We start from the raw sequence: 24,883 nt of genomic DNA on the forward strand, positions 1-24,883 counted from the left end.
GCGCAAAGCCCGAAGCTATGCGCTTTGTCCAAGAGCGTTCCGATGTCTTCCCTGCCTCCCGCCATCTTTCTCATGGGGCCGACCGCCGCCGGCAAGACCGACCTGGCGATGGCGCTGGCCGATGCGCTGCCCTGCGAGCTGATCAGCGTCGACTCGGCGCTGATCTACCGCGGCATGGATATCGGTACGGCCAAGCCTTCCCGGGAGCTGCTGGCGCGCTATCCGCACCGCCTGATCGATATCCGCGACCCGGCGGAGAGCTATTCGGCCGCGGAGTTTCGCGCCGACGCCCTGGCGGCGATGGCCGAGGCCACCGCGCGCGGCAGGATTCCCCTGCTGGTGGGGGGCACCATGCTCTATTACAAGGCGTTGCTCGAGGGCCTGGCCGACATGCCCGGCGCCGATCCCGAGGTGCGCGCGGCGATCGAGGCCGAGGCCCAGGCCGAAGGTTGGGAGGCGCTGCACCGGCAACTCGCCGAGGTCGACCCGGAATCGGCTGCGCGCATCCACCCCAACGACCCGCAGCGACTGATGCGGGCGCTCGAGGTGTATCGCCTCGGCGGGGTGTCGATGAGCGACCTGCGTCGCCGGCAAAGCGCTGAAAAGGCGGATTTTGACGCGTCAGGCAGGAATCAATTGCCGTATACTGTCGCTCAGCTGGCGATTGCTCCCGAGCAGCGCCAGGTGTTGCACGCGCGGATTGCGCAGCGTTTTCGCCAGATGCTGGAACAGGGTTTCATCGCCGAGGTCGAAGCACTGCATGCCAGAAGTGACTTGCATGCAGGATTACCGTCTATTAGAGCCGTGGGTTACCGTCAGGTGTGGGATTACCTGGATGGCAAGCTGTCCTACGCTGAAATGACCGAGCGCGGCATCATCGCTACCCGCCAGTTGGCCAAGCGCCAGTTCACCTGGCTGCGAAGCTGGAGCCATCTACACTGGATGGACAGCCTAGCAGGTGACAATCTGCCGCGTGCCTTGAAATACCTGAAAACGGTCTCCATATTGGCCTGAGACCTTAATTTGTCCGTCTGTTTCCGGAACGACTCCGGAGTTTGGACGGCGCCAAGTCACCCTATTCGACTACTTCAAACTACGATCCTTAAAGGAGTGCGGCACATGTCAAAAGGGCATTCGCTACAAGACCCTTACCTCAATACCCTGCGGAAAGAACGCGTCCCGGTTTCCATCTATCTGGTCAACGGCATCAAGCTGCAAGGCCAGATCGAGTCTTTCGACCAGTTTGTCATCCTGCTGAAGAACACCGTCAGCCAGATGGTTTACAAGCACGCGATCTCCACCGTGGTACCGAGCCGTCCGGTGCGTCTGCCGAGCGGTGACCAGCCGGCCGAGCCGGGCAACGCTTGACGGGAGTCCGCTTTGTTCTTTGAGCGCCCAGGTGGTGGGGAACAGGCTGTTCTGGTGCATCTGGAAGGGCAGAACCCCGAGGCGCGTGAAGACCCGCAGGAGTTCCAGGAGCTGGTGCGTTCGGCCGGCGCGGAAACGGTGGCATTCGTCAGCGTCTCCCGCCACCAGCCGAGCGCCAAATATCTTATCGGCAGTGGCAAGGTCGAGGAGTTGCACGACCTGGTCAAGGCCGAAAACGTCGAGCTGGTGATTTTCAACCACACCTTGACGCCCAGCCAGGAGCGCAACCTCGAGCGTGCGTTCGAGTGCCGCGTACTCGACCGGACCGGGCTGATCCTCGACATCTTCGCCCAGCGCGCACGTACCCACGAAGGCAAGTTGCAGGTGGAACTGGCGCAACTGGAGCACATGAGTACGCGGCTGGTACGCGGCTGGACCCACCTCGAACGGCAGAAAGGCGGTATCGGTCTGCGCGGTCCGGGCGAGACCCAGCTGGAAACCGACCGACGCCTGCTGCGCGTGCGCATCCGCCAGATCAAGCAGCGCCTGGAGAAGGTCCGCAGCCAGCGCGAGCAGGCTCGACGCGGGCGCAAGCGCGCGGATATCCCGGCGGTCTCCCTGGTCGGCTATACCAACGCCGGCAAATCGACCCTGTTCAATGCGCTCACCGCCTCCGAGGTGTATGCCGCCAACCAGTTGTTCGCCACCCTCGACCCCACCCTGCGTCGCCTGCAACTGGACGATCTCGGGCCGGTGGTGCTGGCCGACACGGTGGGCTTCATCCGCCACCTGCCGCACAAGTTGGTGGAGGCCTTCCGCGCTACGCTGGAAGAGTCGAGCAACGCCGACCTCCTGCTGCACGTGATCGACGCCTACGAGCCCGAACGGGATGCGCAGGTCGAGCAGGTGCTGGCGGTGCTCGGCGAGATCGGCGCCAACGAATTGCCGATGCTCGAGGTCTATAACAAGGTTGACCTGCTACCCTCGGTCGAGCCGCACATCCAGCGCGACGACTCCGGCAAGCCGGTGCGCGTCTGGCTGTCGGCGCAGACCGGCGAAGGCCTCGACCTGTTGCGCCAGGCCATCGCCGAGCTGCTCGGCGAGGACCTGTTCGTCGGAACCTTGCGTCTGCCCCAGCGGCTCGGGCGCCTGCGCGCCCAGTTGTTCGAACTGGGCGCGGTGCAGTCCGAGGCGCACGATGAGGAGGGTTGTACCCTGCTGCAGGTGCGCCTGCCGCGGGCCGAGTTGAACCGCCTGGCGAGCCGCGCTGGCTGGCAGCCGGCGGAGTTCGTTGCGCAACACACTTTGCAATAAAGCCCGTATCGCTGCTTTTGGCAGCGGGCAGGGCATTCGGTAGCATGGGTGGCCGCGCCGCAGGCGCGTTTCGCGTTACTAGATGGAGAGCGCTATGGCTTGGAACGAGCCGGGTGACAACTCGAACAACAACGATCGAGACCCGTGGGGAGGCCGCCGCGGTGGTGGTGGCGGCGGTGGTGACCGCAAGGGGCCGCCCGACCTGGATGAGGCTTTCCGCAAGCTTCAGGACAGCCTGAACGGGCTGTTCGGTGGAAAAAAACGCAGTGGCAACGGTTCCGGCTCCGGTTCCGGCGGCAAGGGCGGTGGCCTGGGCCTGTTCGGCATCGGCCTGGCGATCCTCGCCGTGCTCTGGCTGTACAACGCCATCTATGTGGTGGACGAGCAGGAGCAGGCGGTCATCCTGCGCTTCGGCAAGTATTACGAGACGGTCGGTCCCGGCCTGAACTTCTACTTCCCGCCGATCGACAAGCGCTTCCAGGAGAACGTCACCCGCGAGCGTGCGTACAGCAAGCAGGGGCAGATGCTCACCGAGGACGAGAACATCGTCGAAGTGCCGCTGACCGTGCAGTACAAGATCAGCAACCTGCAGGACTTCGTGCTCAACGTCGACCAGCCCGAGGTCAGCCTGCAGCAGGCGACCGAGAGCGCGCTGCGGCATGTCGCCGGCTCCACCACCATGGACCGGATCCTCACCGAAGGCCGCGAGCAGATGGCGACCGAGGTGCGCGAGCGCCTGCAACGCTTCCTGGATACCTACAGGACCGGTATCACCGTGACCCAGGTGAACATCCAGAGCGCCCAGGCCCCGCGTGAGGTGCAGGAAGCGTTCGACGACGTGATCCGGGCCCGCGAGGACGAGCAGCGCGAGAAGAACCAGGCCGAAGCCTATGCCAACGGCGTGGTGCCGGAGGCGCGTGGCCAGGCCCAGCGCATCATCGAAGAAGCCAACGGTTACCGCGACGAGGTGATTTCGCGCGCCCAGGGTGAGGCGGATCGCTTCTCCAAGCTGCTGGTGGAATATCGCAAGGCTCCGGAAGTGACGCGCGAGCGTCTGTACCTGGACACCATGCAGGAAGTCTTCAGCCAGACCAGCAAGGTGCTGGTGACCGGTCAGCAAGGGCAGAACAACCTGCTCTACCTGCCGCTGGACAAGATGATCGATGGTCGTAACGCCGCGCCCGCTACGGGTGCCGGTGCTTCCGCCGGTGGTGGCAGCGCCAGCGCTTCCGACCTGGGGTCGCGGATCGTCAACGACCTGCGCCAGCAAGACGCGCGTACGAGGGAGAGCCGCTGATGGGCAACAAGTCTTTGATCGCTCTGATCGTCGGTGTCGTCGCCGCCATCGTCCTGTGGAACAGCGTCTACGTAGTCCAGCAGACCGAGCGCGCGGTCATGTTGCGCTTCGGCCGGGTGGTCGAGTCCGACGTCAAGCCGGGCCTGCACTTCAAGATCCCGTACGTCAACCAGGTGCGCAAGTTCGACGCTCGCCTGCTGACCCTGGATGCCCCGACCCAGCGCTTCCTGACCCTGGAAAAGAAAGCGGTGATGGTGGATGCCTATGCCAAGTGGCGGGTGGCGGATGCCGAGCGCTTCTACACCGCTACCTCGGGCCTCAAGCAGATCGCCGACGAACGCCTGTCGCGGCGTCTCGAAGCGGGTCTGCGCGACCAGTTCGGCAAGCGTACCCTGCATGAAGTGGTATCGGGCGAGCGCGACGCGCTGATGGGCGACATCACCGCTTCGCTGAACCGCATGGCGCAGAAGGAGCTGGGTATCGAGGTGATCGACGTGCGGGTCAAGGCCATCGACCTGCCGAAGGAAGTCAACCGCAGCGTCTTCGAGCGGATGAGCACCGAGCGTGAACGCGAGGCCCGCGAGCACCGCGCCAAGGGTCGCGAACTGGCCGAAGGCATTCGTGCCGACGCCGATCGCCAGCGCCGGGTAATCGTTGCCGAAGCCTACCGCGAGTCGGAAGAGACCCGCGGTGACGGCGACTCCAAGGCTGCCGCGATCTATGCCAAGGCCTACAACCAGGATCCGGAGTTCTATTCCTTCTACCGTAGCCTGAAGGCGTATCGCGAAAGCTTCGCCGAGAAGCGCGACGTACTGGTGCTCGATCCGAGCAGCGAGTTCTTCCGCTATCTGAACAAGGCCAACAAGTAATACTCGGTTCTCCGGCGGGCGGCAGCGCCCGCCGGAGAAATCGTGTTATGATGAGCCAGCCGGGAAATCCCGGCTTTTTTGCGTCCGCGAGAATCATGTGGCAGGAATTCGGCATCGCTTTTTGTCTCGTGCTGGTGCTGGAAGGCATCCTGCCGTTCCTGTGTCCGCGACAATGGCGCGAGGCGGTCACCGGCATCGGCCGGCTGAGCGACCGTCACCTGCGTCTCGTGGGGCTGGGCAGCATGCTGCTCGGCACCCTGCTTCTTTACTGGATTCACTGATGATGTGCCGCCCGGCTGAAAGGGGAGAGGCGAAATGGCAACGGTAGACCGCTGGCTGCTGCCAGATGGGATCGAAGAGGTGCTGCCCCCGGAGGCGGCGCGCATCGAAGCAGCCCGCCGTCAGGTGCTGGATCTGTTCCACCGCTGGGGTTACGAGTTCGTCGTGACCCCGCATATCGAATACCTGGAGTCGCTGCTCACCGGCGCGGGACAGGATCTTGACCTGCGCACCTTCAAGGTGACCGACCCGGCGTCCGGCCGGCTCATGGGTTTCCGTGCCGACATTACGCCGCAAGTGGCGCGGATGGATGCGCACAGCCTGCGCCGCGAGGGACCGAGCCGCCTATGCTATGCCGGCAGCGTGCTGCATGCGCAGCCGCGCGCGCTGTCCACTTCGCGTAGTCCGATCCAGCTGGGCGCCGAGCTGTACGGCGATCCGAGCCCTGCCAGCGATGTCGAGGTGATCAGCCTGATGCTGGAAATGCTCGAGATGGCGGAAGTGCCGGACGTGCACATGGATCTCGGCCATGTCGGTATCTACCGCGGCCTGGCGCGCGCGGCAGGGCTGTCCGGCGAAGTCGAGCAGCAGTTGTTCGATGCCTTGCAGCGCAAGGCAGTGGACGAGGTCGAGGCGCTGACTGCAGACCTGCCTGCCGAGCTGCGCGGCATGTTGCGTGCGCTGGCCGAGCTATGCGGCGGCCGCGATGCGCTGGAGCAGGGCCGTGCCCGTCTGGCGGCGGCGCCGGCCGATGTCCAGGTGGCGCTGAACGAGCTGATCGAGATCGCCGATTCGCTGGCTGGACGTTTCCCCGGCTTGCCGCTGTATTTCGACCTCGGCGAGCTGCGTGGCTATCACTATCACACCGGCGTGGTGTTTGCGGCCTTCGTGCCCGGCGTTGGCCAGTCCATCGCCCAGGGCGGTCGCTATGATGATATCGGTGCCGATTTCGGGCGCGCCCGCCCGGCCACCGGTTTCTCCACCGATCTGAAAAGCCTGGTCACTCTCGGCCAGGCCCGGTTGGACCAGGCTGTATCGGGTATCTGGGCGCCGGCCGAAGGGGCCGGGCTCTGGCAGGCGGTGCAACGACTGCGCCGCGACGGGCAGCGTGTCGTCCAGGCTCTGCCCGGGCAGGATGCGGCTTCTGCGCGCGAGGCGGGCTGCGACCGGCAGCTGGCGCTGCGCGATGGCAATTGGCAGGTGGCGCCGCTGGCGTCCTGAGATTCCGCCGGCCGCGGCCGGCATCGAACTTCCACGATGGGGACAAGTGTTATGGGTAAGAATGTCGTAGTCCTGGGCACCCAATGGGGTGATGAGGGCAAGGGCAAGATCGTCGACCTGCTCACCGAGCAGGCGGCTGCCGTAGTTCGCTACCAGGGTGGTCACAACGCTGGCCACACCCTGGTGATCGATGGCGAGAAAACCGTCCTGCACCTGATTCCATCGGGCATCCTGCGCGAAGGCGTGCAGTGCCTGATCGGCAATGGCGTGGTGCTGGCGCCGGATGCGCTGCTGCGCGAAATCACCAAGCTGGAAGAGAAGGGCGTGCCGGTGCGCGAGCGCCTGCGCATCAGTCCTTCCTGTCCGCTGATCCTGTCCTATCACGTCGCCCTCGACCAGGCGCGCGAGAAGGCCCGCGGCGAAGCCAAGATCGGCACCACCGGTCGCGGTATCGGCCCGGCATACGAGGACAAGGTGGCACGTCGCGGCCTGCGCGTTGGCGACCTGTTCCACCGCGAGCGCTTCGCCGCCAAGCTGGGCGAGCTGCTGGACTACCATAACTTCGTCCTGCAGCACTACTACAAGGAGCCGGCCATCGACTTCCAGAAGACTCTGGACGAGGCGATGGAGTATGCCGAGCTGCTCAAGCCGATGATGGCCGATGTCGCTGCGACCCTGCACGACCTGCGCAAGCACGGCAAGGACATCATGTTCGAAGGCGCCCAGGGATCGCTGCTGGACATCGACCATGGCACCTACCCCTACGTGACCAGTTCCAACACCACCGCTGGCGGTACCGCCACCGGTTCCGGCTTCGGCCCGCTGTACCTGGACTACGTACTGGGTATCACCAAGGCCTATACCACTCGCGTCGGCTCCGGTCCGTTCCCGACCGAGCTGTTCGACGACGTCGGCGCCTACCTGGCCAAGCGCGGCCACGAGTTCGGCGCCACCACCGGTCGCGCTCGTCGCTGCGGCTGGTTCGATGCCGTGATCCTGCGCCGCGCCATCGAGATCAACAGCATCTCCGGCCTGTGCCTGACCAAGCTCGACGTGCTCGATGGCCTGGATGTGGTGCGCCTGTGCGTCGGCTACAAGAATGCCGATGGCGATGTGCTGGAAGCGCCGACCGATGCCGACAGCTACATCGGCCTGCAGCCGGTCTACGAGGAAATGCCCGGCTGGAGCGAGTCGACCGTGGGTGCGAAGACCCTGGAAGAGTTGCCGGCCAACGCCCGCGCCTACATCAAGCGCGTGGAAGAGCTGGTGGATGCGCCGATCGATATCATCTCCACCGGTCCGGACCGCAACGAGACCATCATCCTGCGCCATCCATTCGCCTGAGGCGGATAGCGGGGCGATGACGGAACGGGCTGCGCATGCGGCCCGTTTTCATTTCCGGGGTCGGCGCCGCGGTGAGCGGGGGAGGGTGGCGTGGCTCGAAGGGAAAATCGCGGACAACAAAAAGCCGAGCGATGCTCGGCTGTTTGTCTTGAAGATGGTGCCCAGGAGAAGACTCGAACTTCCACGGTGTTGCCACCGCTAGGACCTGAACCTAGTGCGTCTACCAATTCCGCCACCTGGGCATGCTTTTCAGCATTGTGCGATGATCGCTCATCGACTTGGGTGTTGCAAACCTTGTCGCAGTTTCAATGCCTGGTAGTGGCTGAACTGCTGAAACAAAAACGGTCTAATGACCGGCTTTGTCTGAAATATGGTGCCCAGGAGAAGACTCGAACTTCCACGGTGTTGCCACCGCTAGGACCTGAACCTAGTGCGTCTACCAATTCCGCCACCTGGGCACTGGAGTCGATGATCGCTCATCGTTTCCGTGTTACAACGTCTCAGCAACGTTGTGGGCGCGAACTATACGAGTACGTATTCTGCTTGTAAACCCCTGATGCGATAAAAATTATTCTGTTGCCGAAGCTGACCGACGAAGCGTTTTCGCGCTTCAATAGAGCAATGGCAGCAAACGCTAAAGAAGAAAAGGTGACCTACCTCTAATGGCCGATTGGCAAAACCTCGATCCCGAGGCCGCTCGCGAAGCGGAAAAGTACGAAAACCCCATCCCCAGCCGGGAACTGATCCTGGCTCACCTATCCGAGCGGGGCGCTCCGGCGACTCGCTCCCAGTTGCTCGACGAGTTCGGGCTCGCCGGCGAGGAGCCGGAAGAGGCCTTGCGTCGTCGCCTGCGCGCCATGGAGCGCGACGGGCAGCTTATCTATACGCGTCGTGGCGCCTATGCGCCGGTGGACAAGCTGGACCTGATCCGCGGCCGCATCAGCGGGCACCGCGACGGCTTCGGCTTCCTGATCCCCGACGATGGCAGCGACGACCTGTTCCTCAGTCCCACCCAGATGCGCCTGGTGTTCGACGGCGACCGCGCCCTGGCCCGGGTATCCGGCCATGACCGGCGCGGACGCCGCGAAGGCCAGCTGGTCGAGGTGATCGAGCGGGCCCACGAGATCGTGGTCGGCCGCTACTTCGAGGAAAGCGGCATCGGCGTGGTGGTCGCGGACAACCCGAAGATCCAGCAGGAAGTCCTGATCCCGCCGGGCAAGGCCGGCAAGGCCAGGCACAACCAGTTCGTCCAGGTGCGCATCGAGCAATGGCCGAGCATCCACCGCCAGGCCCAGGGCGAGATCGTCGAGGTGCTCGGCGACTACATGGCGCCGGGGATGGAGATCGAAGTCGCCCTGCGCAGCTACGATATCCCCCACGTCTGGCCGGCCGCGGTGGAGAAGGAAGCGGCCAAGCTCAAGCCGGAAGTGGCGGAGAAGGACAAGGAAAAGCGTATCGACCTGCGCCAGGTGCCCTTCGTCACCATCGACGGCGAGGATGCCCGCGACTTCGACGACGCGGTGTACGCCGAGGCCAAGCGCGGCGGCGGCTGGCGCCTGTTCGTGGCGATCGCCGATGTCTCGCACTACGTGAAGGTCGGTTCGGCGCTGGACGAAGAGGCGGCCAGGCGCGGCAACTCGGTGTATTTCCCCGAGCGGGTGATCCCGATGCTGCCGGAGGTGCTGTCCAATGGTCTCTGCTCGCTGAATCCGCTGGTCGACCGGCTGGCCATGGTCTGCGAGATGACCCTGTCCAAGGCTGGCAAGCTGACCGGCTACCAGTTCTACGAAGCGGTGATCCACTCCCATGCCCGCCTGACCTACACCAAGGTCAGCCAGTTGCTCGAGCACCCCGACAGCGTCGAGGCCGAGAACCTGCGCCAGCAGTTGCCCGGCGTGGTGCCGCACCTGCAGCAGCTGTATGCGTTGTATAAAGCGCTGCTGGCCGGCCGCCATGTCCGCGGCGCGATCGATTTCGAGACCCAGGAAACCCGCATCGTCTTCGGCGCCGACCGGAAGATCTCGGAAATCCGCCCGACCCAGCGCAACGATGCGCACCGCCTGATCGAAGAATGCATGCTCTGCGCCAACGTGGCGACCGCACGCTTCCTGCAGAAGCACGCCATCCCGGCGTTGTACCGGGTGCATGACGGCCCGCCGCAGGAGAAACTCAACAACCTGCGCCAGTTCCTCGGCGAGCTGGGGTTGAGCCTCGGCCGCGGCAAGGCCGCGCCGACCCCGGGCGACTACCAGGAGTTGCTGGAGAAGATCCACGACCGCGCCGACTTCCGCCTGATCCAGACGGTCATGCTGCGTTCGCTCAGCCAGGCGGTGTACAGCCCGGACAACAATGGCCACTTCGGCCTCAACTACGACGCCTACACCCACTTCACCTCGCCGATCCGGCGCTACCCGGACCTGCTGGTGCATCGTGCGATCCGCAGTGTGATCCGCTCCAAGGCGGAGACTCCGCACGTGCAGCGGGCCGGCGCGGCGAGCATGCCCAAGGCGCGTATCTATCCGTACGACGAATTGCGCCTGGACCAGTTGGGTGAGCAGTGCTCGATGACCGAGCGGCGTGCCGACGAGGCCACCCGCGACGTGACCAACTGGCTGAAGTGCGAATACATGCGCGAGCGGGTCGGCGAGACCTTCCCTGGCGTAATCACTGCGGTCACCGGTTTCGGTCTGTTCGTCGAGCTGACCGACATCTTCGTCGAAGGCCTGGTCCATGTGACCGCGCTGCCCGGCGACTACTATCATTTCGACGCCGTGCACCATCGCCTCAGCGGCGAACGCACCGGGCGCAGCTTCCGTCTCGGCGACACCACGGAAGTGGTAGTGGCGCGGGTCGACCTGGACGAGCGGAAGATCGATTTCGAGCTGGCCGGAAACGTGCTGAGCGCGCCGATCGGACGCAAGAAGCGCAACGGCGACAAGTCGGCGAACGCCGGCAAGGCGCCGAAGGGGCGCAAGGGCGCATCCGTGCCCGAGGTCGACCTGGAGCCGGCGCTGGCCAGTCCCGACGCCGCGGTGGTGCCGCGGCGCAAGGCCGGCAAGGTGCAGGCGCTGCCGCCGGTCGCGCCGGAGCTGCTGGCGCAGGCCGCGGAGATGCTCGGCAACACCGACGTGCGCAAGAGTCGCGAGGTGAAGCAGGCGCTGCTCGCCGAGGCGCGTGTCGGCGGCAAGGACAAGGGCGGGAAGAAGGGCAAGGTCGTTCCTGCGGGCAAGAGCGCGAAGGGCAAGGCCAAGGACGGCAAGCCCGCCGCTGCCGCCAAGCCGGGCAAGCCGACCAAGCATCGCAAGGGGCCTTCCAAGCCGAAGGCCGACAACGCTCCGGCCGCCACCGGGGCGCGCAAACGTAAGGCCAAGTCATGAGTCAGTGGGAAAAGGTCTACGGCGTGCATGCCGTGGAAGCGTTGTTGCGTCATCACCCGAAGCGGGTCAAGCAGTTGTGGCTGGCCGAGGGGCGGCATGATCCGCGGGTCCAGGTGCTCACCGAGCTGGCCGCCGGGTTCCGTATTCCGGTAGGGCAGCGCGATCGGCGCGAACTCGACGAGTGGGCGGAAGGCGTCCACCAGGGCGTGGTCGCGGAAGTCAGCCCCAGCCAGGTCTGGGGCGAAAACATGCTCGAGGAACTGCTCGAGCGGAGCGAGGGCGTGCCGCTGCTGCTGGCCCTGGATGGCGTCACCGATCCGCACAACCTCGGCGCCTGCCTGCGTACCGCCGATGCGGCGGGGGTGCAGGCGGTGATCGTGCCCAAGGACAAGTCCGCGACCCTCAACGCCACCGTGCGCAAGGTCGCTTGCGGCGCCGCCGAGGTGATCCCGCTGGTGGCGGTGACCAACCTCGCGCGCACCCTGGAAAAGCTCCAGCAGCGCGGTCTGTGGGTGGTCGGCACCGCTGGCGAGGCGGACAAGACCCTCTACCAGCTCGACCTCAAGGGGCCGACCGTGCTGGTGATGGGCGCGGAAGGCAAGGGCATGCGCCGGCTGACCCGCGAGCACTGCGACTTCCTCGCCAGGTTGCCGATGGCCGGCAGCGTCAGCAGCCTGAACGTCTCGGTCGCCACCGGCGTCTGCCTGTTCGAGATCCTCCGCCAGCGCACCCCGCTGGAGTGAGCGCGTGCGGGGCCGCCGCGGCGCGGCCCCGCGCCATTCCATCCGCTGTACAAATATTCGCCAATCTTCCTTGCTTCGCCGGTTGCCCTTCTCTAGAATGTCGCCCCTTGCCGCGTGGGCAGGCGTTCGTTCGCCTCTCCACCAGGCAAGCCAAGAAAACATTCACTCCTTGCCTGACCGTTCTGCGGCAGGCTGCAACCCGTAAGGAGCATTTATGCGTCATTACGAAATCGTGTTCCTGGTTCACCCGGACCAGAGCGAACAAGTCGGTGGCATGGTCGAGCGTTACACCAAGGCCATCGAAGAAGACGGCGGCAAGATCCACCGTCTGGAAGACTGGGGCCGTCGTCAGCTGGCCTACGCCATCAACAACGTGCACAAGGCCCACTACGTTCTGATGAACGTCGAGTGCAGCGCCAAGGCCCTGGCTGAGCTGGAAGACAACTTCCGTTACAACGATGCCGTGATCCGTAACCTGGTCATGCGTCGCGACGAAGCTGTCACCGAGCAGTCCGAGATGCTCAAGGCTGAAGAAAGCCGCAACGAGCGTCGCGAGCGTCGTGAGCGTCCGAACGATAACGCTGAAGGCGCCGATGGCGACGACAACAGCGATAGCGATAACGCTGACGAGTAATTCCGGACCAGTATTGAGGAGCCAATCACATGGCACGTTTCTTCCGTCGTCGTAAGTTCTGCCGCTTCACCGCCGAAGGCGTGAAAGAGATCGATTACAAGGATCTCAACACCCTGAAGGCCTACGTTTCCGAAACCGGCAAGATCGTTCCGAGCCGTATCACCGGCACCAAGGCCAAGTACCAGCGTCAGCTGGCGACCGCTATCAAGCGCGCCCGCTACCTGGCCCTGCTTCCTTACACCGACAGCCACGGCCGTTGAGATCGGGCAGTCGAACGCTGGTAAGGGATAGATCGCATGCGCGCACTGGCTGAGTTCACCATGCGCGGCCGCATGCAGGCCACGCTCGCCGTGGCAGGCTCCGCGGTTGTTCCACTGTTGTTCTGGCTGAGTGCCGCCGCCGGTAGCCTGGTGCTGCTGCGGCGCGGATTCGGCGACGCCTTCGGCGTCCTGGCCTGGGCGGTGCTACCGGCGATGTTCTGGTGGTACCTGGGCGATCCGAGCATCCTTCTGGTCCTGCTCGGTACCCTGACGCTGGCGCAGATCCTGCGCGCCAGCACGTCCTGGAGCCATGTGCTGCTGGGCAGTGTTGCAGTTGGCGTGGTATTCGCGCTGGTGCTGGGGCATACCTCCAGCGAGCTGATCGGCGCCCTGGCGACGGAAGTCACCAAGGTCCTGACCCAGCTTCGCGGGGAGTCCCAGCTGTCGGGCGAAGAGCTGGACAAGTTGCAGGTGGCGCTGGTGCCGACCCTGACCGGGGTCATGGCTTCCTCGCTGCAGGTGACCTGCCTGCTCTGCCTGATGCTCGCGCGGTACTGGCAGGCTTCGCTGTACAACCCGGGCGGCTTCGGCCGCGAATTCCGGAGTTTGCGGCTGGCGCCGGCGGTTGCCGTGATCCTGCTGCTGGGGGCCGTCGTGGTCCCGGCGCTGGAAGTGCAGGCCGCGGTGCTCGGTCCGTTGTGCAGCGTGCCGCTGATCATCGCCGGCGTGGCGCTCGGGCATGGCCTGATCGCCCTGAAGCGCCTCGCGGGTGGTTGGCTGGTGGGCCTGTACCTGGCTGTATTGCTGCTGGGGAACCTGATCTGTCTTTTGGCGGTTGTCGACAGTCTGTTTGATTTTCGTGGACGCCTGGCCCGGCGCCAGGGTTCCACGAACGGTGAAGGTTAAAAGTTAAGAGGTAAGACTCAAATGGAAGTCATCCTGCTGGAAAAAGTCGCCAACCTGGGCAACCTGGGCGACAAGGTGAACATCAAGGGCGGTTACGCCCGTAACTTCCTGCTGCCGCAGGGCAAGGCCACCGTCGCCACCGCCGAGAACGTCGCTGCGTTCGAAGCACGCCGCGCCGAGCTGGAAAAGGCTGCCGCCGAGAAGAAGGCCGCTGCCGAAGCCCGTGCTGCCCAGCTCTCCGAGCTGGTGGTAACCCTCGGCGCCCACGCTGGCGACGAAGGCAAGCTGTTCGGCTCGATCGGCACCCGCGACATCGCCGAAGCCGTTTCCGCTGCCGGTTACCCGCTGGAAAAAGCCGAAGTTCGCCTGCCCAACGGCGCGCTGCGCAACACCGGTGAGTTCGACGTCGCCGTGCACCTGCACACCGACGTGGAAACCACTCTGAAGCTGATCATCGTCGCTGAGTAAGCGATCCGATCGGTAGGGCTGGGCGGGCATATGCGTGTCCGCGGCAGTCCGCTAACATCGGGCACGGTACCGGCAACGGCACCGTGCCCGTTGTTTTTTCCGCTGTTCCTTTTTCTTGCGTCGAGTCTATGAACGAGATCACCAGCCCCGAGCAATACGACCTGGAAACCACAGCCCTGAAGGTGCCGCCGCACTCGATCGAGGCCGAGCAGGCAGTGCTGGGTGGCCTGATGCTGGACAACAACGCCTGGGAGCGTGTGTCGGATTCGGTGTCCGACGGCGATTTCTACCGCCATGACCATCGCCTGATCTTCCGCGCCATCTACAAGCTGGCCGAGGCCAACCAGCCGATCGACGTGGTGACCCTCTCCGAGCAGTTGGAGAAGGAAGGACAACTGGCCCAGGTCGGCGGCCTGGCCTATCTCGGCGAACTGGCGAAGAACATTCCCTCGGTCGCCAACATCAAGGCCTACGCGCAGATCATCCGCGAGCGCGCCACCCTGCGCCAACTGATCGGCATCAGCAACGAGATCGCCGACAGCGCCTTCCACCCGGAAGGGCGCGGCGCCAACGAGATCCTCGACGAGGCCGAGCGGAAGATCTTCGAGATCGCCGAAGCGCGACCGAAGACCGGCGGGCCGGTAGGGATCAGCGATATCCTGGTCAAGACCATCGACCGCATCGACTACCTGTTCAACACCACCGAGGCGCTGACCGGGGTGTCCACCGGTTTCACCGACCTCGACGAGAAGACCAGCGGCCTGCAGCCGGCCGACCTGATCATAGTCGCCGGGCGTCCGTCGATGGGTAAGACCACCTTCGCCATGAACCTGGTCGAGAACGCGGTGATGCGCACCGACAAGGCCGTGTTGGTGTACTCCCTGGAGATGCCCTCCGACTCGATCGTGATGCGTATGCTCTCGTCGCTCGGGCGTATCGACCAGACCAAGGTGCGTTCCGGCAAGCTCGACGACGAGGACTGGCCGCGCCTGACTTCGGCGATCAACCTGCTCAACGACAAGAAGCTGTTCATCGACGATACCGCTGGCATCAGTCCCTCGGAAATGCGCGCGCGGACCCGTCGCCTGGTGCGCGAGCACGGCGACCTGGCGCTGATCATGATCGACTACCTGCAACTGATGCAGATACCCGGCTCCAGCGGCGACAACCGGACCAACGAGATTTCCGAGATTTCCCGCTCGCTGAAGGCCCTGGCGAAGGAATTCAACTGCCCGGTGATTGCCCTGTCGCAGCTCAACCGCTCCCTGGAGCAGCGACCCAACAAGCGCCCGGTGAACTCCGACTTGCGCGAATCCGGGGCGATCGAGCAGGACGCCGACGTGATCATGTTCGTCTACCGCGACGAGGTGTACCACCCGGAGACCGAGTTCAAGGGCGTCGCCGAAATCATCATCGGCAAGCAGCGTAACGGTCCGATCGGTACGGTGCGCCTGGCCTTCATCGGCAAATACACGCGCTTCGAGAACCTTGCCGCCGGCATGTACAACTTCGAGGACGAATGACCCGGCTTGGGTCTTGCCCGGCGGGCGCCTTACCATAGGCACCCGTTTCAGTTGCAGGACCCGATGCCATGCGTCCCCTCGTTGCCACCGTCGACCTTTCCGCCATTCGCCACAACTATGCCCTGGCCAAGCGCTGCGCGCCGCAGCGCCAGGCGTTCGCGGTGGTCAAGGCGAACGCCTATGGCCACGGTGCGCGCGAAGTGGTTACCGCGTTGCACGACGATGCCGATGGCTTCGCCGTGGCCTGCCTGGAGGAGGCCGCGGAAGTCCGCGCCTTGCACGCCAGCGCGCGCATCCTGTTGCTGGAAGGCTGCTTCGAGGCGAGCGAATACGCCCTCGCCGGGCAATTGCGCCTGGACCTGGTGATCCAGGGCGCGGAACAGGGCGAGGCGTTCCTCGCCGCCGGCCTGGATATTCCACTCAACGTCTGGCTCAAGCTCGACTCCGGCATGCACCGCCTGGGCTTCGATCCTGCCGCGCTGCGCGCCTGGCATGCGCGCCTGCGCAACCATCCTGGTGTGCGCGAGCTGAACCTGATCAGCCATTTCGCCTGCGCCGACGAACGCAACCATCCGCTCACCGAGCAGCAGCTGGAGAGTTTCCTCGGCCTGCTCGACCTGGATTTCGACCAGCGCAGCCTGGCCAATTCGGCGGCGGTGCTGACTATCCCGGCCGCCCACATGGACTGGCTGCGGCCGGGAATCATGCTCTACGGGTCGACCCCGCTGGCCGACCTGAGCGCCGCCGAACTGGGCCTGAGGCCGGCCATGAGCCTGGGCGCGCAGTTGATTTCACTGCGCGAGGTGGCCGTGGGCGAGAGCGTCGGCTACGGCGCCACCTGGATCGCCGAGCGGCCGGCGCGGATCGGCACGGTCAGTTGCGGCTACGCCGACGGCTATCCGCGTACCGCGCCAGCCGGGACTCCGGTACTGGTCGGGGGACGCCGCGCGACCCTGGCCGGGCGGGTCTCGATGGACATGCTGGCGGTCGACCTCTCCGACCTGCCGGAGGCTCGCGTTGGCGACCCGGTGGAGTTGTGGGGCGCCGGGTTGTCGGTGGACGAGGTCGCCCGTGCCTGCGGCACCCTTGGCTACGAGCTTCTGAGCAAGGTCACGGCTCGGGTTCCGCGACGCTACAGCCACTGATTCAGGAGATACGCTCCGGTGCCAGGGCGGTCGGCCAGGGGAGCGCCGGCGCGGTCTCGCGTTCATCGTCGGCAGCCATCGCATAGTCGGCGCGCCCGGCGCCCTTGACCCGGTACAGCGCCTGGTCGGCGGCCTTGTAGAGTTTGCCGAACTGCAGGGCGTCGCCGGGAAACAGGGCGACGCCGATGCTCGGTGTGATCACCAGCCACTGCTTGGCGAACTCCACCGGTTTCGCCAGTTCTCGCAGCAGGCGTTCGGCGATGTCGCGGGCATGCTGCTCGGCATTCGACCCGCCGACCAGCACGGCGAATTCGTCGCCGCCGAGGCGCGCCACGCAATCCTCGGTGCGCACGCAATGGCGCAGCCGCTGGGCCACGTTCTGCAGGACGAAGTCGCCGGCATCGTGGCCATGGGTATCGTTGATCGGCTTGAAGTGATCCAGGTCGATCAGCAGCAGCGCCATGCTGTTGCCGTGGCGGCGCGCGTCGTCCAGGGCGCTTTCGGCGAACTCCATCAGGTGCCTGCGGTTGCCAAGCCCGGTCAGCGGGTCGTGATGGGCGGCGTACTGCAGTTGCGCTTCGCGCATCTGCAACTGGCGATTGGCCTCGCTCAACTCGTTGGTACGGACTTCCACGGCGCGTGCCAGGTCGCGCTGGGCGCTGTGCAGCAGGGCCAGGCGCGCGTTCTTTTCCTGGTCGGCCTGGTCCAGGGCCAGGGCCCTTTCCTGCTTCAGATCCTGGATGCGCGAGGCGAGCGCCAGGGAGAACAGCAGGGCCTCCAGGGTCAGCGCCAGCGGGAAGACCATGGCGTTGGCCGAGGTCGGCTGGACCAGCGCGGTGGCGCGCATCACGCCAAGGCTGACGCTGCCGAGCACCAGGCCGAAGCCGACCAGGTACAGGCGCGCCGTGGCCGAACCCTGGCGCCAGCGCTGCACTGCCAGGCCGATGGCGATCGGCAGGTTGGCCAGCAGGGTCAGCGCCAGCACGCCGGCCGCCTGCCAGCGCCAGCCGGCGGCGTTGAACGCCAGGCAGGCAAGGAACAGCAGGCAACAGGCGTTCAGCAGGTGATGGGCCCAGCGTGCGTGCTGCCGGCTTTGCAGCAGGTTCTGGCTGAAGCGGATCACGCAGATGCCCCAGATCGCCAGCAGCGCCAGGCGGTCAAGCCACCAGGGCACCGCCCGCTCGGGCCAGAAATACTCGAAACCATGGCCGCTGATGCTCAGGGTCAGCACCAGCGCGCTGGCAGCGGTCAGCACGTACCAGAAATAGGCGCGATCGCGCAGGCTGGTGAAGAGGAACAGGTTGTACAGCAGCAGGGCGAGGATCAGCCCGTAGGCCATGCCGAACAGCAGGTTGCCCTGGCTGCGGTATTCCAGCAGTTCGTCGTGGCTCCAGAGCCTCAGCGGAAAGGCGTTGCCGCCGGGATCGTAGCTGCGCAGGTAGACGCGCAACGGCCCATCGCCGGGAGGGATCCGGAACAGCGGATGACGGTAGGCGTGGTCGCGGCCCTCGGCGAAGGGCACCGCTTCGCCGCTGCGATGTTCACGGAACCCGCCGCGCTCGTCGGGGAGATACAGGCGCAGGTCGTGCAGGCTGGCGCTGGCGACTTCCAGCCACCAGCCGCCGGATACCGCCTCGCGTCTCGGCAGGTCGAGGCGCAGCCACCAGGCGCTGCGGCTGAGGCCGACGCTGGTGCGGCCGGCGGCGGCGACGAAGCGGCCGGCCTGCTCCGCTTGTTCGAGGTCCTCCACCGCCAGGTTGCCATCGGGGTCTTCGAGCAGGTCCAGCGAGCCGTTCAACCAGGCGCCGCTGGCCGGAGGCGCCGGAAACTCCGGCGCGGCGCGCGAAACGGCGCTGGCCAGTAGCAGGAAGATGACCGCGAGCAGGGCAAGAGGATGGCGCACGATGAATCTCCCGGGGGCCTCTGGTGGAGGCCGGGTGAGATGACGATGGATGGAGTATAGAAAGAAGGTGGCGAAATGATGGCAATTTGCGAGGCCAGCCGACGATAGGCAATACCCAGTGAAAACGTCGGAATTGCTCATTTTTTGTGCTATATTCCGCGCCCGCGTTTTCGCGCCCTCCCATTCCTAGAGATACCCCCTGGTGCCCGTGATGCAAGCCGCCAAGCCGCTGTTCGACTATCCCAAGTACTGGGCCGAGTGTTTCGGTCCGGCGCCCTTCCTGCCTATGAGTAGAGAAGAGATGGATCAGCTCGGCTGGGACTCCTGCGACATCATCATCGTCACCGGCGATGCCTACGTCGACCACCCGTCCTTCGGCATGGCCATCATCGGCCGCCTGCTGGAGGCCCAGGGGTTCCGCGTCGGCATCATCGCCCAGCCGGACTGGCAGTCGAAGGACGACTTCATGAAGCTCGGCGAGCCGAACCTGTTCTTCGGCGTGGCGGCCGGCAACATGGACTCGATGATCAACCGCTACACCGCGGACAAGAAGGTCCGTTCCGACGACGCCTACACCCCCGGCGGCCTGGCCGGCAAGCGCCCGGACCGCGCCAGCCTGGTCTACAGCCAGCGCTGCAAGGAGGCCTACAGCCATGTGCCGGTGATCCTCGGCGGGATCGAGGCCTCGTTGCGGCGCATCGCCCATTACGACTACTGGCAGGACAAGGTCCGCCGCTCGATCCTGATGGACGCCACGGCCGACATCCTGCTCTACGGCAACGCCGAGCGTGCGGTGGTGGAAATCGCCCAGCGCCTGGCCCAGGGCGAACTGGTGAGCGCGATCACCGACGTGCGCGGCACCGCCTTCGTCCGTCGCGACACCCCGGAGGGCTGGTTCGAGATCGATTCCACGCGGATCGACCGGCCGGGCAAGATCGACAAGATCATCAATCCCTACGTGAACACCCAGGACACCGCCGCCTGCGCCATCGAGCAGGAAAAGGGCGCGCAGGAGGACCCGCAGGAAGCCAAGGTCGTGCAGTTGCTGGCGAACCCCAGGCTGACCCGGGAGAAGACCGTGATCCGCCTGCCGTCTTTCGAGAAGGTGCGCAACGACCCGGTGCTCTATGCCCACGCCAACCGCGTTCTGCACCTGGAGACCAACCCGGGCAACGCCCGTGCCCTGGTGCAGAAGCACGGCGAAGTGGATGTCTGGTTCAACCCGCCGCCCATTCCGATGAGCACCGAGGAAATGGACTACGTGTTCGGCATGCCCTATGCCCGCGTGCCGCACCCGGCCTACGGCAAGGCGAAGATTCCCGCCTACGAGATGATCCGCTTCTCGGTGAACATCATGCGTGGCTGCTTCGGCGGCTGCACCTTCTGCTCGATCACCGAGCATGAGGGACGGATCATCCAGAACCGCTCGCACGACTCGATCATCCGCGAGATCGAGGAGATGCGCGACAAGGTGCCCGGCTTCACCGGCGTGGTCTCCGACCTTGGCGGACCGACGGCGAACATGTACCGCATCGCCTGCAAGAGCCCGGACATCGAGCGGCACTGCCGCAAGCCATCCTGCGTGTTCCCCGGCATCTGCGAGAACCTCGATACCGACCACAGCTCGCTGATCGAGCTGTACCGCAAGGCCCGGGCGCTGCCGGGGGTGAAGAAGATCCTGATCGCCTCCGGCCTGCGCTACGACCTCGCCGTCGAGTCGCCCGAGTACGTCAAGGAACTGGTGACCCACCACGTCGGCGGCTACCTGAAGATCGCCCCGGAGCACACCGAGCGCGGTCCGCTGGACAAGATGATGAAGCCGGGGATCGGCACCTACGACCGCTTCAAGCAGATGTTCGAGAAGTTCTCGAAGGAAGCCGGCAAGGAGCAGTACCTGATCCCGTACTTCATCGCCGCCCATCCCGGGACCACCGACGAAGACATGATGAACCTGGCCCTGTGGCTCAAGCGCAACGGCTTCCGCGCCGACCAGGTCCAGGCGTTCTATCCTTCGCCGATGGCCACTGCCACCGCTATGTATCACTCGGGCAAGAACCCGCTGCGCAAGGTCACCTACAAGAGCGATGGCGTGACCATCGTCAAGAGCGACCAGCAGCGGCGCCTGCACAAGGCCTTCCTGCGCTACCACGACCCGAAAGGCTGGCCGCTGCTGCGCGAGGCGCTGGAGCGGATGGGGCGCGCCGACCTGATCGGCAATGGCAAGCACCACCTGGTCCCGACCTACCAGCCGGATACCGGCGAATACCAGAGCGCCCGGCGGAAGAACTCGACGCCGGCCGGCAGCAAGAAGGCCGGCAAGCTGCTGACCCAGCATACCGGCCTGCCGCCACGCGCCAGCGACGGTGGTAAGCCGTGGAGCAAGGGTCAGCAGAACAAGGCGACGGCCTTCGCCAAGGGCAAGAAGAAGTCGCGCCAGCCGAACATCCCGCGCTGATCGCCGGGGCGGCCCTGCCGCCCGCAAAGCGTGCGCGGCTGCAACCTTGCCTGCGGTCGCGCACCGTCGCAGTGCATTGCCGCGGCACGACCTCCTGGCCGCCCGGGCCTGACGGCGCTGGCACAAGTCTTGCGCTTCCGGGGCATCCCGGTCTTCACGAAGAACCGTCGTGGCGGACCCGGCAACGCCTCGTCGCTTCGCTCCGGCGTCGCGCCGCCGACTCCGCTACAGTGACCGCAACCCCAGCCCCGCGAGCCTTCGATGCCCGAGCTGCTTGCCCACTATCCGTTCACCGATACGGCCTACCACGAGTTGCTCGATCGCCAGGGCGGCGTGCGTCCCCATTGGCAGCGGCTGTTCCGCCAACTGGAGCGCAGCAGCCCTGAGCAATTGCGCCAGCGCCAGGCCCTGGTGGAACGGCAGATCCAGGAGAACGGCGTCACCTACAACGTTTACGCCGATCCCAAGGGCACCGACCGCCCCTGGGCGCTGGACCTTCTGCCGAACCTGCTGTCCGCCGCCGAGTGGCAGCCGATCGCCGCTGGTGTGGCGCAGCGTGCTCGGCTGCTCAATGCGCTGCTGGCCGACCTGTACGGCGACCAGCGTCTGCTCGCCGAAGGGCTGCTGCCCAGCGAACTGGTCTTCGGCCATCCGAACTTCCTCTGGCCGGCGCTCGGCATCCGGCCGCCCGGCGGGATTTTCCTGCACAGCTATGCCGTGGACCTGGCGCGCGATGCCGACGGACGCTGGCAGGTCCTTGCCGACCGCACCCAGGCTCCGTCCGGCGCGGGCTATGCGCTGGAGAACCGGCAGATCGTCTCGCGGGCCTTGCCGGAACTCTATCGCGACCTGCGCGTGCAGCATCTCGCCGGGTATTTCCGCACCCTGCAGGAGACCCTCGCCAGCCAGGCCGCCGGCGACGGCGAGACGCCGCTGGTGGTGCTGCTGACTCCCGGACGTTTCAACGAAACCTACTTCGAGCATCTCTACCTGGCGCGCCAGCTCGGTTTTCCGCTGGTCGAGGGGCACGACCTGACGGTGCGCGACGCCACCCTCTATCTCAAGACCCTCGGCGGCCTGAAACGGGTGCACGCGGTATTGCGGCGCCTCGATGACGATTTCTGCGACCCACTGGAATTACGTACCGACTCGGCGCTGGGCATTCCCGGCCTGCTCGAGGCGGTACGCCAGGGACGCGTGCTGGTGGCCAACGCACTGGGCAGCGGAGTGCTGGAGTCGCCCGGCCTGCTCGGCTTCCTGCCGCAGGCTTGTCGCCGCCTGCTTGGCGAGGAACTGGCGCTGCCCTCGCTCGACACCCGCTGGTGCGGCGAGCCGCAAGCCCTCGAGGCGATACTCGCGGCACTGCCCGACCTGGTGATCAAGCCGGCCTTTCCCGGCCAGCGCTGCGAACCTCTGTTCGGCCACGCCCTCGACAGTGCCGGCCTGGCATCCCTCGGCGAGTGCTTGCGCGAGCGCCCGCAGGCCTACGTGGCGCAACGCCTGGCGCAGTTGTCCCAGGCACCGGTCTGGCGCGACGGCAAGGCCGGCGTCGGCCTGCAGTCGCGGGCCATCGGCATGCGCGTATTCGCCGTCGCCGCCAGCGACGGCCGCTACTGGGTGATGCCCGGCGGCCTGACCCGCGTAGCCTCGGCGGCGGACGCCGAAGTGGTGTCGATGCAGCGCGGCGGGGCGAGCAAGGACACCTGGGTGCTGGCCGAGCGAGCAGTCGGCGGCGAGCCGTTGCGACCGCGCCGGCTCGGCGTGCGCGACCTGGTCCGCGAAGACCCCTACCTGCCGTCGCGGGTGGTGGAGAACCTGTTCTGGTACGGCCGCTATGCCGAGCGTTGCGATGACCATGCGCGCCTGTTGCGGGTGGTGCTGTCGCGCTACGTGGATGCCGATGGCGACGAAGAGGCGTTGCGCAGCGCCCTGGCCCTGGCCGGCGGCATCGGCCTGCTGCCCGGGGATGGCGAGCCGTTGGAAAGGTGCCTGTTGCGGGCGTTGCTCGACGAGCACTGGCCGGCGAGCCTGTGCGCCAACCTGCGGCGCCTGCACTGGGCGGCGGCGCAGGTGCGCGGGCGCTTGTCCGGGGAGAACTGGCTGGCCTTGCTGGAGCTGCAACGCGACATGCAGGCGCTCGATCCGGCACGCACCGACCTCGGCGAAGCGCTGGACTTCCTCAACCGGCTAGTGATGTCCCTGGCCGCGTTGTCCGGTTTCGCCCTCGACGACATGACCCGCGACGACGGCTGGCGTTTCCTGATGATCGGCCGGCGCATCGAGCGCGTGCGCTTCTTCGCCGAGAGCATCGCCGCCTTCCTCGACGGTGGTAGCGCCTGGGACGCCGGCGCGCTGGAGTGGCTGCTGGAGCTGGGTAACAGCGGCATCACCTACCGCTCGCGCTACCTGGCGTCGCCGCAGCTGGTCCCGGTGCTCGACCTGCTCCTGTTGCACGAGCAGAACCCGCACTCGCTGCGCTTCCAGTTGCAGGCCCTGGAGCGTTCGCTGGAGCGCCTGCACGAGGAGTTCGGCGCGCCACGCGAGCGGGAACTCAGGACCCTGGGCGAACGCCTGCGCAGCTTCGATCTGGCGGCCCTGGAAAGCCCGCTTTTCGGCGCGGCAGGACTCGACGAGGTGCTCGTCGGGCTGGCGCGACTGCTGCGCGACATCGCCGCCTGCGCCGGACAGGTCTCCGATCGGCTAGGCTTGCGCTATTTCGCCCATGTCGACGATGTCAGCCAGAGAACGGTATCCACCTGATGTCCGCACCCGCGCTTCGCTCCGTTCCGCTCCAGGGCGCCCGCTACCAGGTGCTGCACGACACCCATTACCGCTATGCGACGCCGGTCTCGCTGTCGCGGCAACTGGCGCATCTCTGGCCGCGCGAATGCGCCTGGCAGGCCTGTCATGAGCGGGCACTGCTGATCGAGCCGGGGCCGAGCCGGCGCGAGGATGGCCACGACGCATTCGGCAATCCGCTGAGCCGGCTGGCCTTCGAGCGTCCTCACGAGGCGCTGCGGGTCATTGCGCGACTGCAGGTCGAAGTGTTCGCCCATGCGCCGGCGCAACTGACCGCGTCGCCGGCATGGGAAACCGTCGCCGCCGGGCTGGCATTTTCCGGGCGGGCGCTGTCCGCCGCCGAGCTGGAAGCCTGCCGCTATCGCGTCGAGTCGCCCTATGTGCGCATCCAGCGGCGATTCGCCGAGTTCGCCGCCGACTGCTTCCCGCCCGGACGGCCGTTGCTGGTGGCGGCGGCGGCACTGATGGAGAAGATCTTCCGCGAGTTCGCCTTCGATGCGCAGGCCACCCAGGTGGCGACGCCGCTGGACGAAGTGCTGGAGCGCCGTCGCGGGGTCTGCCAGGACTTCGCCCACCTGATGCTCGCCTGCCTGCGCGCGCGCGGACTGGCGGCGCGCTACGTCAGCGGCTACCTGCTGACCCGCCCGCCGCCCGGACAGGCGCGACTGATCGGTGCCGACGCCTCGCATGCCTGGGTCTCGCTGTATTGCCCGGAGAACGGCTGGGTGGATTTCGACCCGACCAACGACCTGTTGCCCGACCTGGAGCACATCACCCTGGCCTGGGGGCGGGATTTTTCCGATGTGTCGCCGTTGCGCGGGGTGATCCTCGGTGGCGGTAGCCATGACCCGGAGGTGCGGGTGACGGTGCTGCCGCTACAGGAAACAGCCGGCTGATCAAAAAGTGATCGGTCCCGCGGAGGCCCTGCCGCCCGGGACTCCCGGACCTTTTCACCCAGGTTGTCCACAGCCTCGCCCA

The 24,883-nt window shown here is 65.9% G+C and carries 20 protein-coding genes and 2 tRNA genes; 19 read left to right on the top strand and 3 right to left on the bottom strand.

Annotated elements, in window-relative coordinates:
• The first annotated feature begins 42 nt into the window (after window positions 1–42).
• The 8 genes from miaA to JHD77_RS09220 all read left to right on the top strand — a co-directional run bounded on the left by miaA (window position 43) and on the right by JHD77_RS09220 (window position 7,692).
• A complete protein-coding gene (gene miaA / locus JHD77_RS09185; protein WP_003106415.1) occupies window positions 43–1,014 on the top strand; it encodes a tRNA (adenosine(37)-N6)-dimethylallyltransferase MiaA in 972 nt (323 codons plus the stop codon).
• A gap of 105 nt (window positions 1,015–1,119) precedes the next feature.
• Window positions 1,120–1,368: an RNA chaperone Hfq gene (gene hfq / locus JHD77_RS09190; RefSeq protein ID WP_003095657.1), complete on the top strand. Its 249-nt coding sequence runs from the start codon at window positions 1,120–1,122 to the stop codon at window positions 1,366–1,368.
• A 12-nt stretch (window positions 1,369–1,380) separates the two neighbouring features.
• A complete protein-coding gene (hflX, locus tag JHD77_RS09195; protein ID WP_003095652.1) occupies window positions 1,381–2,682 on the top strand; it encodes a ribosome rescue GTPase HflX in 1,302 nt (433 codons plus the stop codon).
• A gap of 94 nt (window positions 2,683–2,776) precedes the next feature.
• The gene (gene hflK / locus JHD77_RS09200; RefSeq protein WP_003106427.1) at window positions 2,777–3,979 is read left to right on the top strand and encodes an FtsH protease activity modulator HflK; all 1,203 of its coding nucleotides are present in this window, start codon (window positions 2,777–2,779) and stop codon (window positions 3,977–3,979) included.
• Complete coding sequence (gene hflC, locus JHD77_RS09205; protein WP_003106429.1) at window positions 3,979–4,848, top strand: protease modulator HflC; 870 nt, start codon at window positions 3,979–3,981, stop codon at window positions 4,846–4,848. Before hflK ends, hflC begins: the two co-directional genes overlap by 1 nt.
• Window positions 4,849–4,943: 95 nt before the next feature.
• Entirely contained in the window at window positions 4,944–5,129 is a 186-nt protein-coding gene (locus tag JHD77_RS09210; RefSeq protein ID WP_003095647.1) for a DUF2065 domain-containing protein, read from the top strand.
• A 34-nt stretch (window positions 5,130–5,163) separates the two neighbouring features.
• Window positions 5,164–6,348: an ATP phosphoribosyltransferase regulatory subunit gene (locus tag JHD77_RS09215; protein ID WP_003095644.1), complete on the top strand. Its 1,185-nt coding sequence runs from the start codon at window positions 5,164–5,166 to the stop codon at window positions 6,346–6,348.
• A gap of 51 nt (window positions 6,349–6,399) precedes the next feature.
• A complete protein-coding gene (locus tag JHD77_RS09220; protein WP_031756337.1) occupies window positions 6,400–7,692 on the top strand; it encodes an adenylosuccinate synthase in 1,293 nt (430 codons plus the stop codon).
• Between the two features lie 155 nt (window positions 7,693–7,847).
• On the opposite strand, the gene JHD77_RS09225 is transcribed toward JHD77_RS09220, so the two are convergent.
• Window positions 7,848–7,934 (bottom strand) — tRNA-Leu (locus JHD77_RS09225).
• A 129-nt stretch (window positions 7,935–8,063) separates the two neighbouring features.
• A tRNA-Leu gene (locus JHD77_RS09230) sits at window positions 8,064–8,150 on the bottom strand.
• 204 nt (window positions 8,151–8,354) lie between these two features.
• Here JHD77_RS09230 and rnr point away from each other — a divergent pair.
• The 8 genes from rnr (at window position 8,355) to alr (ending at window position 16,748) form a co-directional block, all read left to right on the top strand.
• Window positions 8,355–11,069 (top strand): ribonuclease R, encoded by a 2,715-nt coding sequence (gene rnr, locus JHD77_RS09235; RefSeq protein ID WP_003100016.1) that lies wholly within the window; start codon window positions 8,355–8,357, stop codon window positions 11,067–11,069.
• Window positions 11,066–11,812: a 23S rRNA (guanosine(2251)-2'-O)-methyltransferase RlmB gene (gene rlmB, locus JHD77_RS09240; protein ID WP_003095638.1), complete on the top strand. Its 747-nt coding sequence runs from the start codon at window positions 11,066–11,068 to the stop codon at window positions 11,810–11,812. Before rnr ends, rlmB begins: the two co-directional genes overlap by 4 nt.
• A gap of 214 nt (window positions 11,813–12,026) precedes the next feature.
• Window positions 12,027–12,446: a 30S ribosomal protein S6 gene (gene rpsF / locus JHD77_RS09245; RefSeq protein ID WP_003095636.1), complete on the top strand. Its 420-nt coding sequence runs from the start codon at window positions 12,027–12,029 to the stop codon at window positions 12,444–12,446.
• 29 nt (window positions 12,447–12,475) lie between these two features.
• On the top strand, window positions 12,476–12,706 hold the full coding sequence (gene rpsR / locus JHD77_RS09250; protein ID WP_003095634.1) for a 30S ribosomal protein S18: 231 nt from the start codon (window positions 12,476–12,478) through the stop codon (window positions 12,704–12,706).
• Between the two features lie 36 nt (window positions 12,707–12,742).
• Window positions 12,743–13,612, top strand: a complete 870-nt coding sequence (locus JHD77_RS09255; RefSeq protein WP_003095630.1) for a hypothetical protein — start codon at window positions 12,743–12,745, stop codon at window positions 13,610–13,612.
• A 21-nt stretch (window positions 13,613–13,633) separates the two neighbouring features.
• The gene (gene rplI, locus JHD77_RS09260; protein ID WP_003095627.1) at window positions 13,634–14,080 is read left to right on the top strand and encodes a 50S ribosomal protein L9; all 447 of its coding nucleotides are present in this window, start codon (window positions 13,634–13,636) and stop codon (window positions 14,078–14,080) included.
• A gap of 128 nt (window positions 14,081–14,208) precedes the next feature.
• Window positions 14,209–15,603 carry a replicative DNA helicase gene (dnaB, locus tag JHD77_RS09265; RefSeq protein WP_003100012.1) on the top strand — a complete coding sequence of 465 codons (1,395 nt, stop codon included), beginning with the start codon at window positions 14,209–14,211 and terminating at the stop codon, window positions 15,601–15,603.
• Window positions 15,604–15,671: 68 nt separating this feature from the next.
• The gene (alr, locus tag JHD77_RS09270; RefSeq protein ID WP_003100010.1) at window positions 15,672–16,748 is read left to right on the top strand and encodes an alanine racemase; all 1,077 of its coding nucleotides are present in this window, start codon (window positions 15,672–15,674) and stop codon (window positions 16,746–16,748) included.
• A gap of 1 nt (window position 16,749) precedes the next feature.
• Here the strand turns inward: alr and JHD77_RS09275 are convergent, their stop codons facing one another.
• The gene (locus JHD77_RS09275) at window positions 16,750–18,651 is read right to left on the bottom strand and encodes a diguanylate cyclase (protein WP_274447207.1); all 1,902 of its coding nucleotides are present in this window, start codon (window positions 18,649–18,651) and stop codon (window positions 16,750–16,752) included.
• Window positions 18,652–18,862: 211 nt separating this feature from the next.
• Between JHD77_RS09275 and JHD77_RS09280 the strand changes: the two genes are divergently transcribed.
• The 3 genes from JHD77_RS09280 to JHD77_RS09290 all read left to right on the top strand — a co-directional run bounded on the left by JHD77_RS09280 (window position 18,863) and on the right by JHD77_RS09290 (window position 24,801).
• The gene (locus JHD77_RS09280) at window positions 18,863–21,106 is read left to right on the top strand and encodes a YgiQ family radical SAM protein (RefSeq protein WP_003100007.1); all 2,244 of its coding nucleotides are present in this window, start codon (window positions 18,863–18,865) and stop codon (window positions 21,104–21,106) included.
• A 261-nt stretch (window positions 21,107–21,367) separates the two neighbouring features.
• Window positions 21,368–23,866, top strand: a complete 2,499-nt coding sequence (locus JHD77_RS09285; RefSeq protein ID WP_003100005.1) for a circularly permuted type 2 ATP-grasp protein — start codon at window positions 21,368–21,370, stop codon at window positions 23,864–23,866.
• A complete protein-coding gene (locus tag JHD77_RS09290) occupies window positions 23,866–24,801 on the top strand; it encodes a transglutaminase family protein (RefSeq protein ID WP_031756974.1) in 936 nt (311 codons plus the stop codon). The genes JHD77_RS09285 and JHD77_RS09290 overlap by 1 nt, the downstream gene beginning before the upstream one ends.
• Window positions 24,802–24,883: the final 82 nt, after the last annotated feature.

Origin of the sequence: Pseudomonas sp. P20, assembly GCF_016463925.1 — a bacterium.
Lineage (GTDB): Bacteria > Pseudomonadota > Gammaproteobacteria > Pseudomonadales > Pseudomonadaceae > Pseudomonas > Pseudomonas aeruginosa.

Bases quoted from the DNA above. Each gene is read 5' to 3' on its own strand.
- miaA (WP_003106415.1), top strand. From the start codon at position 43: ATGTCTTCCCTGCCTCCCGCCATCTTTCTCATGGGGCCGACCGCCGCC.
- hfq (WP_003095657.1), top strand. From the start codon at position 1,120: ATGTCAAAAGGGCATTCGCTACAAGACCCTTACCTCAATACCCTGCGG.
- hflK (WP_003106427.1), top strand. From the start codon at position 2,777: ATGGCTTGGAACGAGCCGGGTGACAACTCGAACAACAACGATCGAGAC.
- hflC (WP_003106429.1), top strand. From the start codon at position 3,979: ATGGGCAACAAGTCTTTGATCGCTCTGATCGTCGGTGTCGTCGCCGCC.
- JHD77_RS09210 (WP_003095647.1), top strand. From the start codon at position 4,944: ATGTGGCAGGAATTCGGCATCGCTTTTTGTCTCGTGCTGGTGCTGGAA.
- JHD77_RS09215 (WP_003095644.1), top strand. From the start codon at position 5,164: ATGGCAACGGTAGACCGCTGGCTGCTGCCAGATGGGATCGAAGAGGTG.
- JHD77_RS09220 (WP_031756337.1), top strand. From the start codon at position 6,400: ATGGGTAAGAATGTCGTAGTCCTGGGCACCCAATGGGGTGATGAGGGC.
- rnr (WP_003100016.1), top strand. From the start codon at position 8,355: ATGGCCGATTGGCAAAACCTCGATCCCGAGGCCGCTCGCGAAGCGGAA.
- rlmB (WP_003095638.1), top strand. From the start codon at position 11,066: ATGAGTCAGTGGGAAAAGGTCTACGGCGTGCATGCCGTGGAAGCGTTG.
- rpsF (WP_003095636.1), top strand. From the start codon at position 12,027: ATGCGTCATTACGAAATCGTGTTCCTGGTTCACCCGGACCAGAGCGAA.
- rpsR (WP_003095634.1), top strand. From the start codon at position 12,476: ATGGCACGTTTCTTCCGTCGTCGTAAGTTCTGCCGCTTCACCGCCGAA.
- JHD77_RS09255 (WP_003095630.1), top strand. From the start codon at position 12,743: ATGCGCGCACTGGCTGAGTTCACCATGCGCGGCCGCATGCAGGCCACG.
- rplI (WP_003095627.1), top strand. From the start codon at position 13,634: ATGGAAGTCATCCTGCTGGAAAAAGTCGCCAACCTGGGCAACCTGGGC.
- dnaB (WP_003100012.1), top strand. From the start codon at position 14,209: ATGAACGAGATCACCAGCCCCGAGCAATACGACCTGGAAACCACAGCC.
- alr (WP_003100010.1), top strand. From the start codon at position 15,672: ATGCGTCCCCTCGTTGCCACCGTCGACCTTTCCGCCATTCGCCACAAC.
- JHD77_RS09280 (WP_003100007.1), top strand. From the start codon at position 18,863: ATGCAAGCCGCCAAGCCGCTGTTCGACTATCCCAAGTACTGGGCCGAG.
- JHD77_RS09285 (WP_003100005.1), top strand. From the start codon at position 21,368: ATGCCCGAGCTGCTTGCCCACTATCCGTTCACCGATACGGCCTACCAC.
- JHD77_RS09290 (WP_031756974.1), top strand. From the start codon at position 23,866: ATGTCCGCACCCGCGCTTCGCTCCGTTCCGCTCCAGGGCGCCCGCTAC.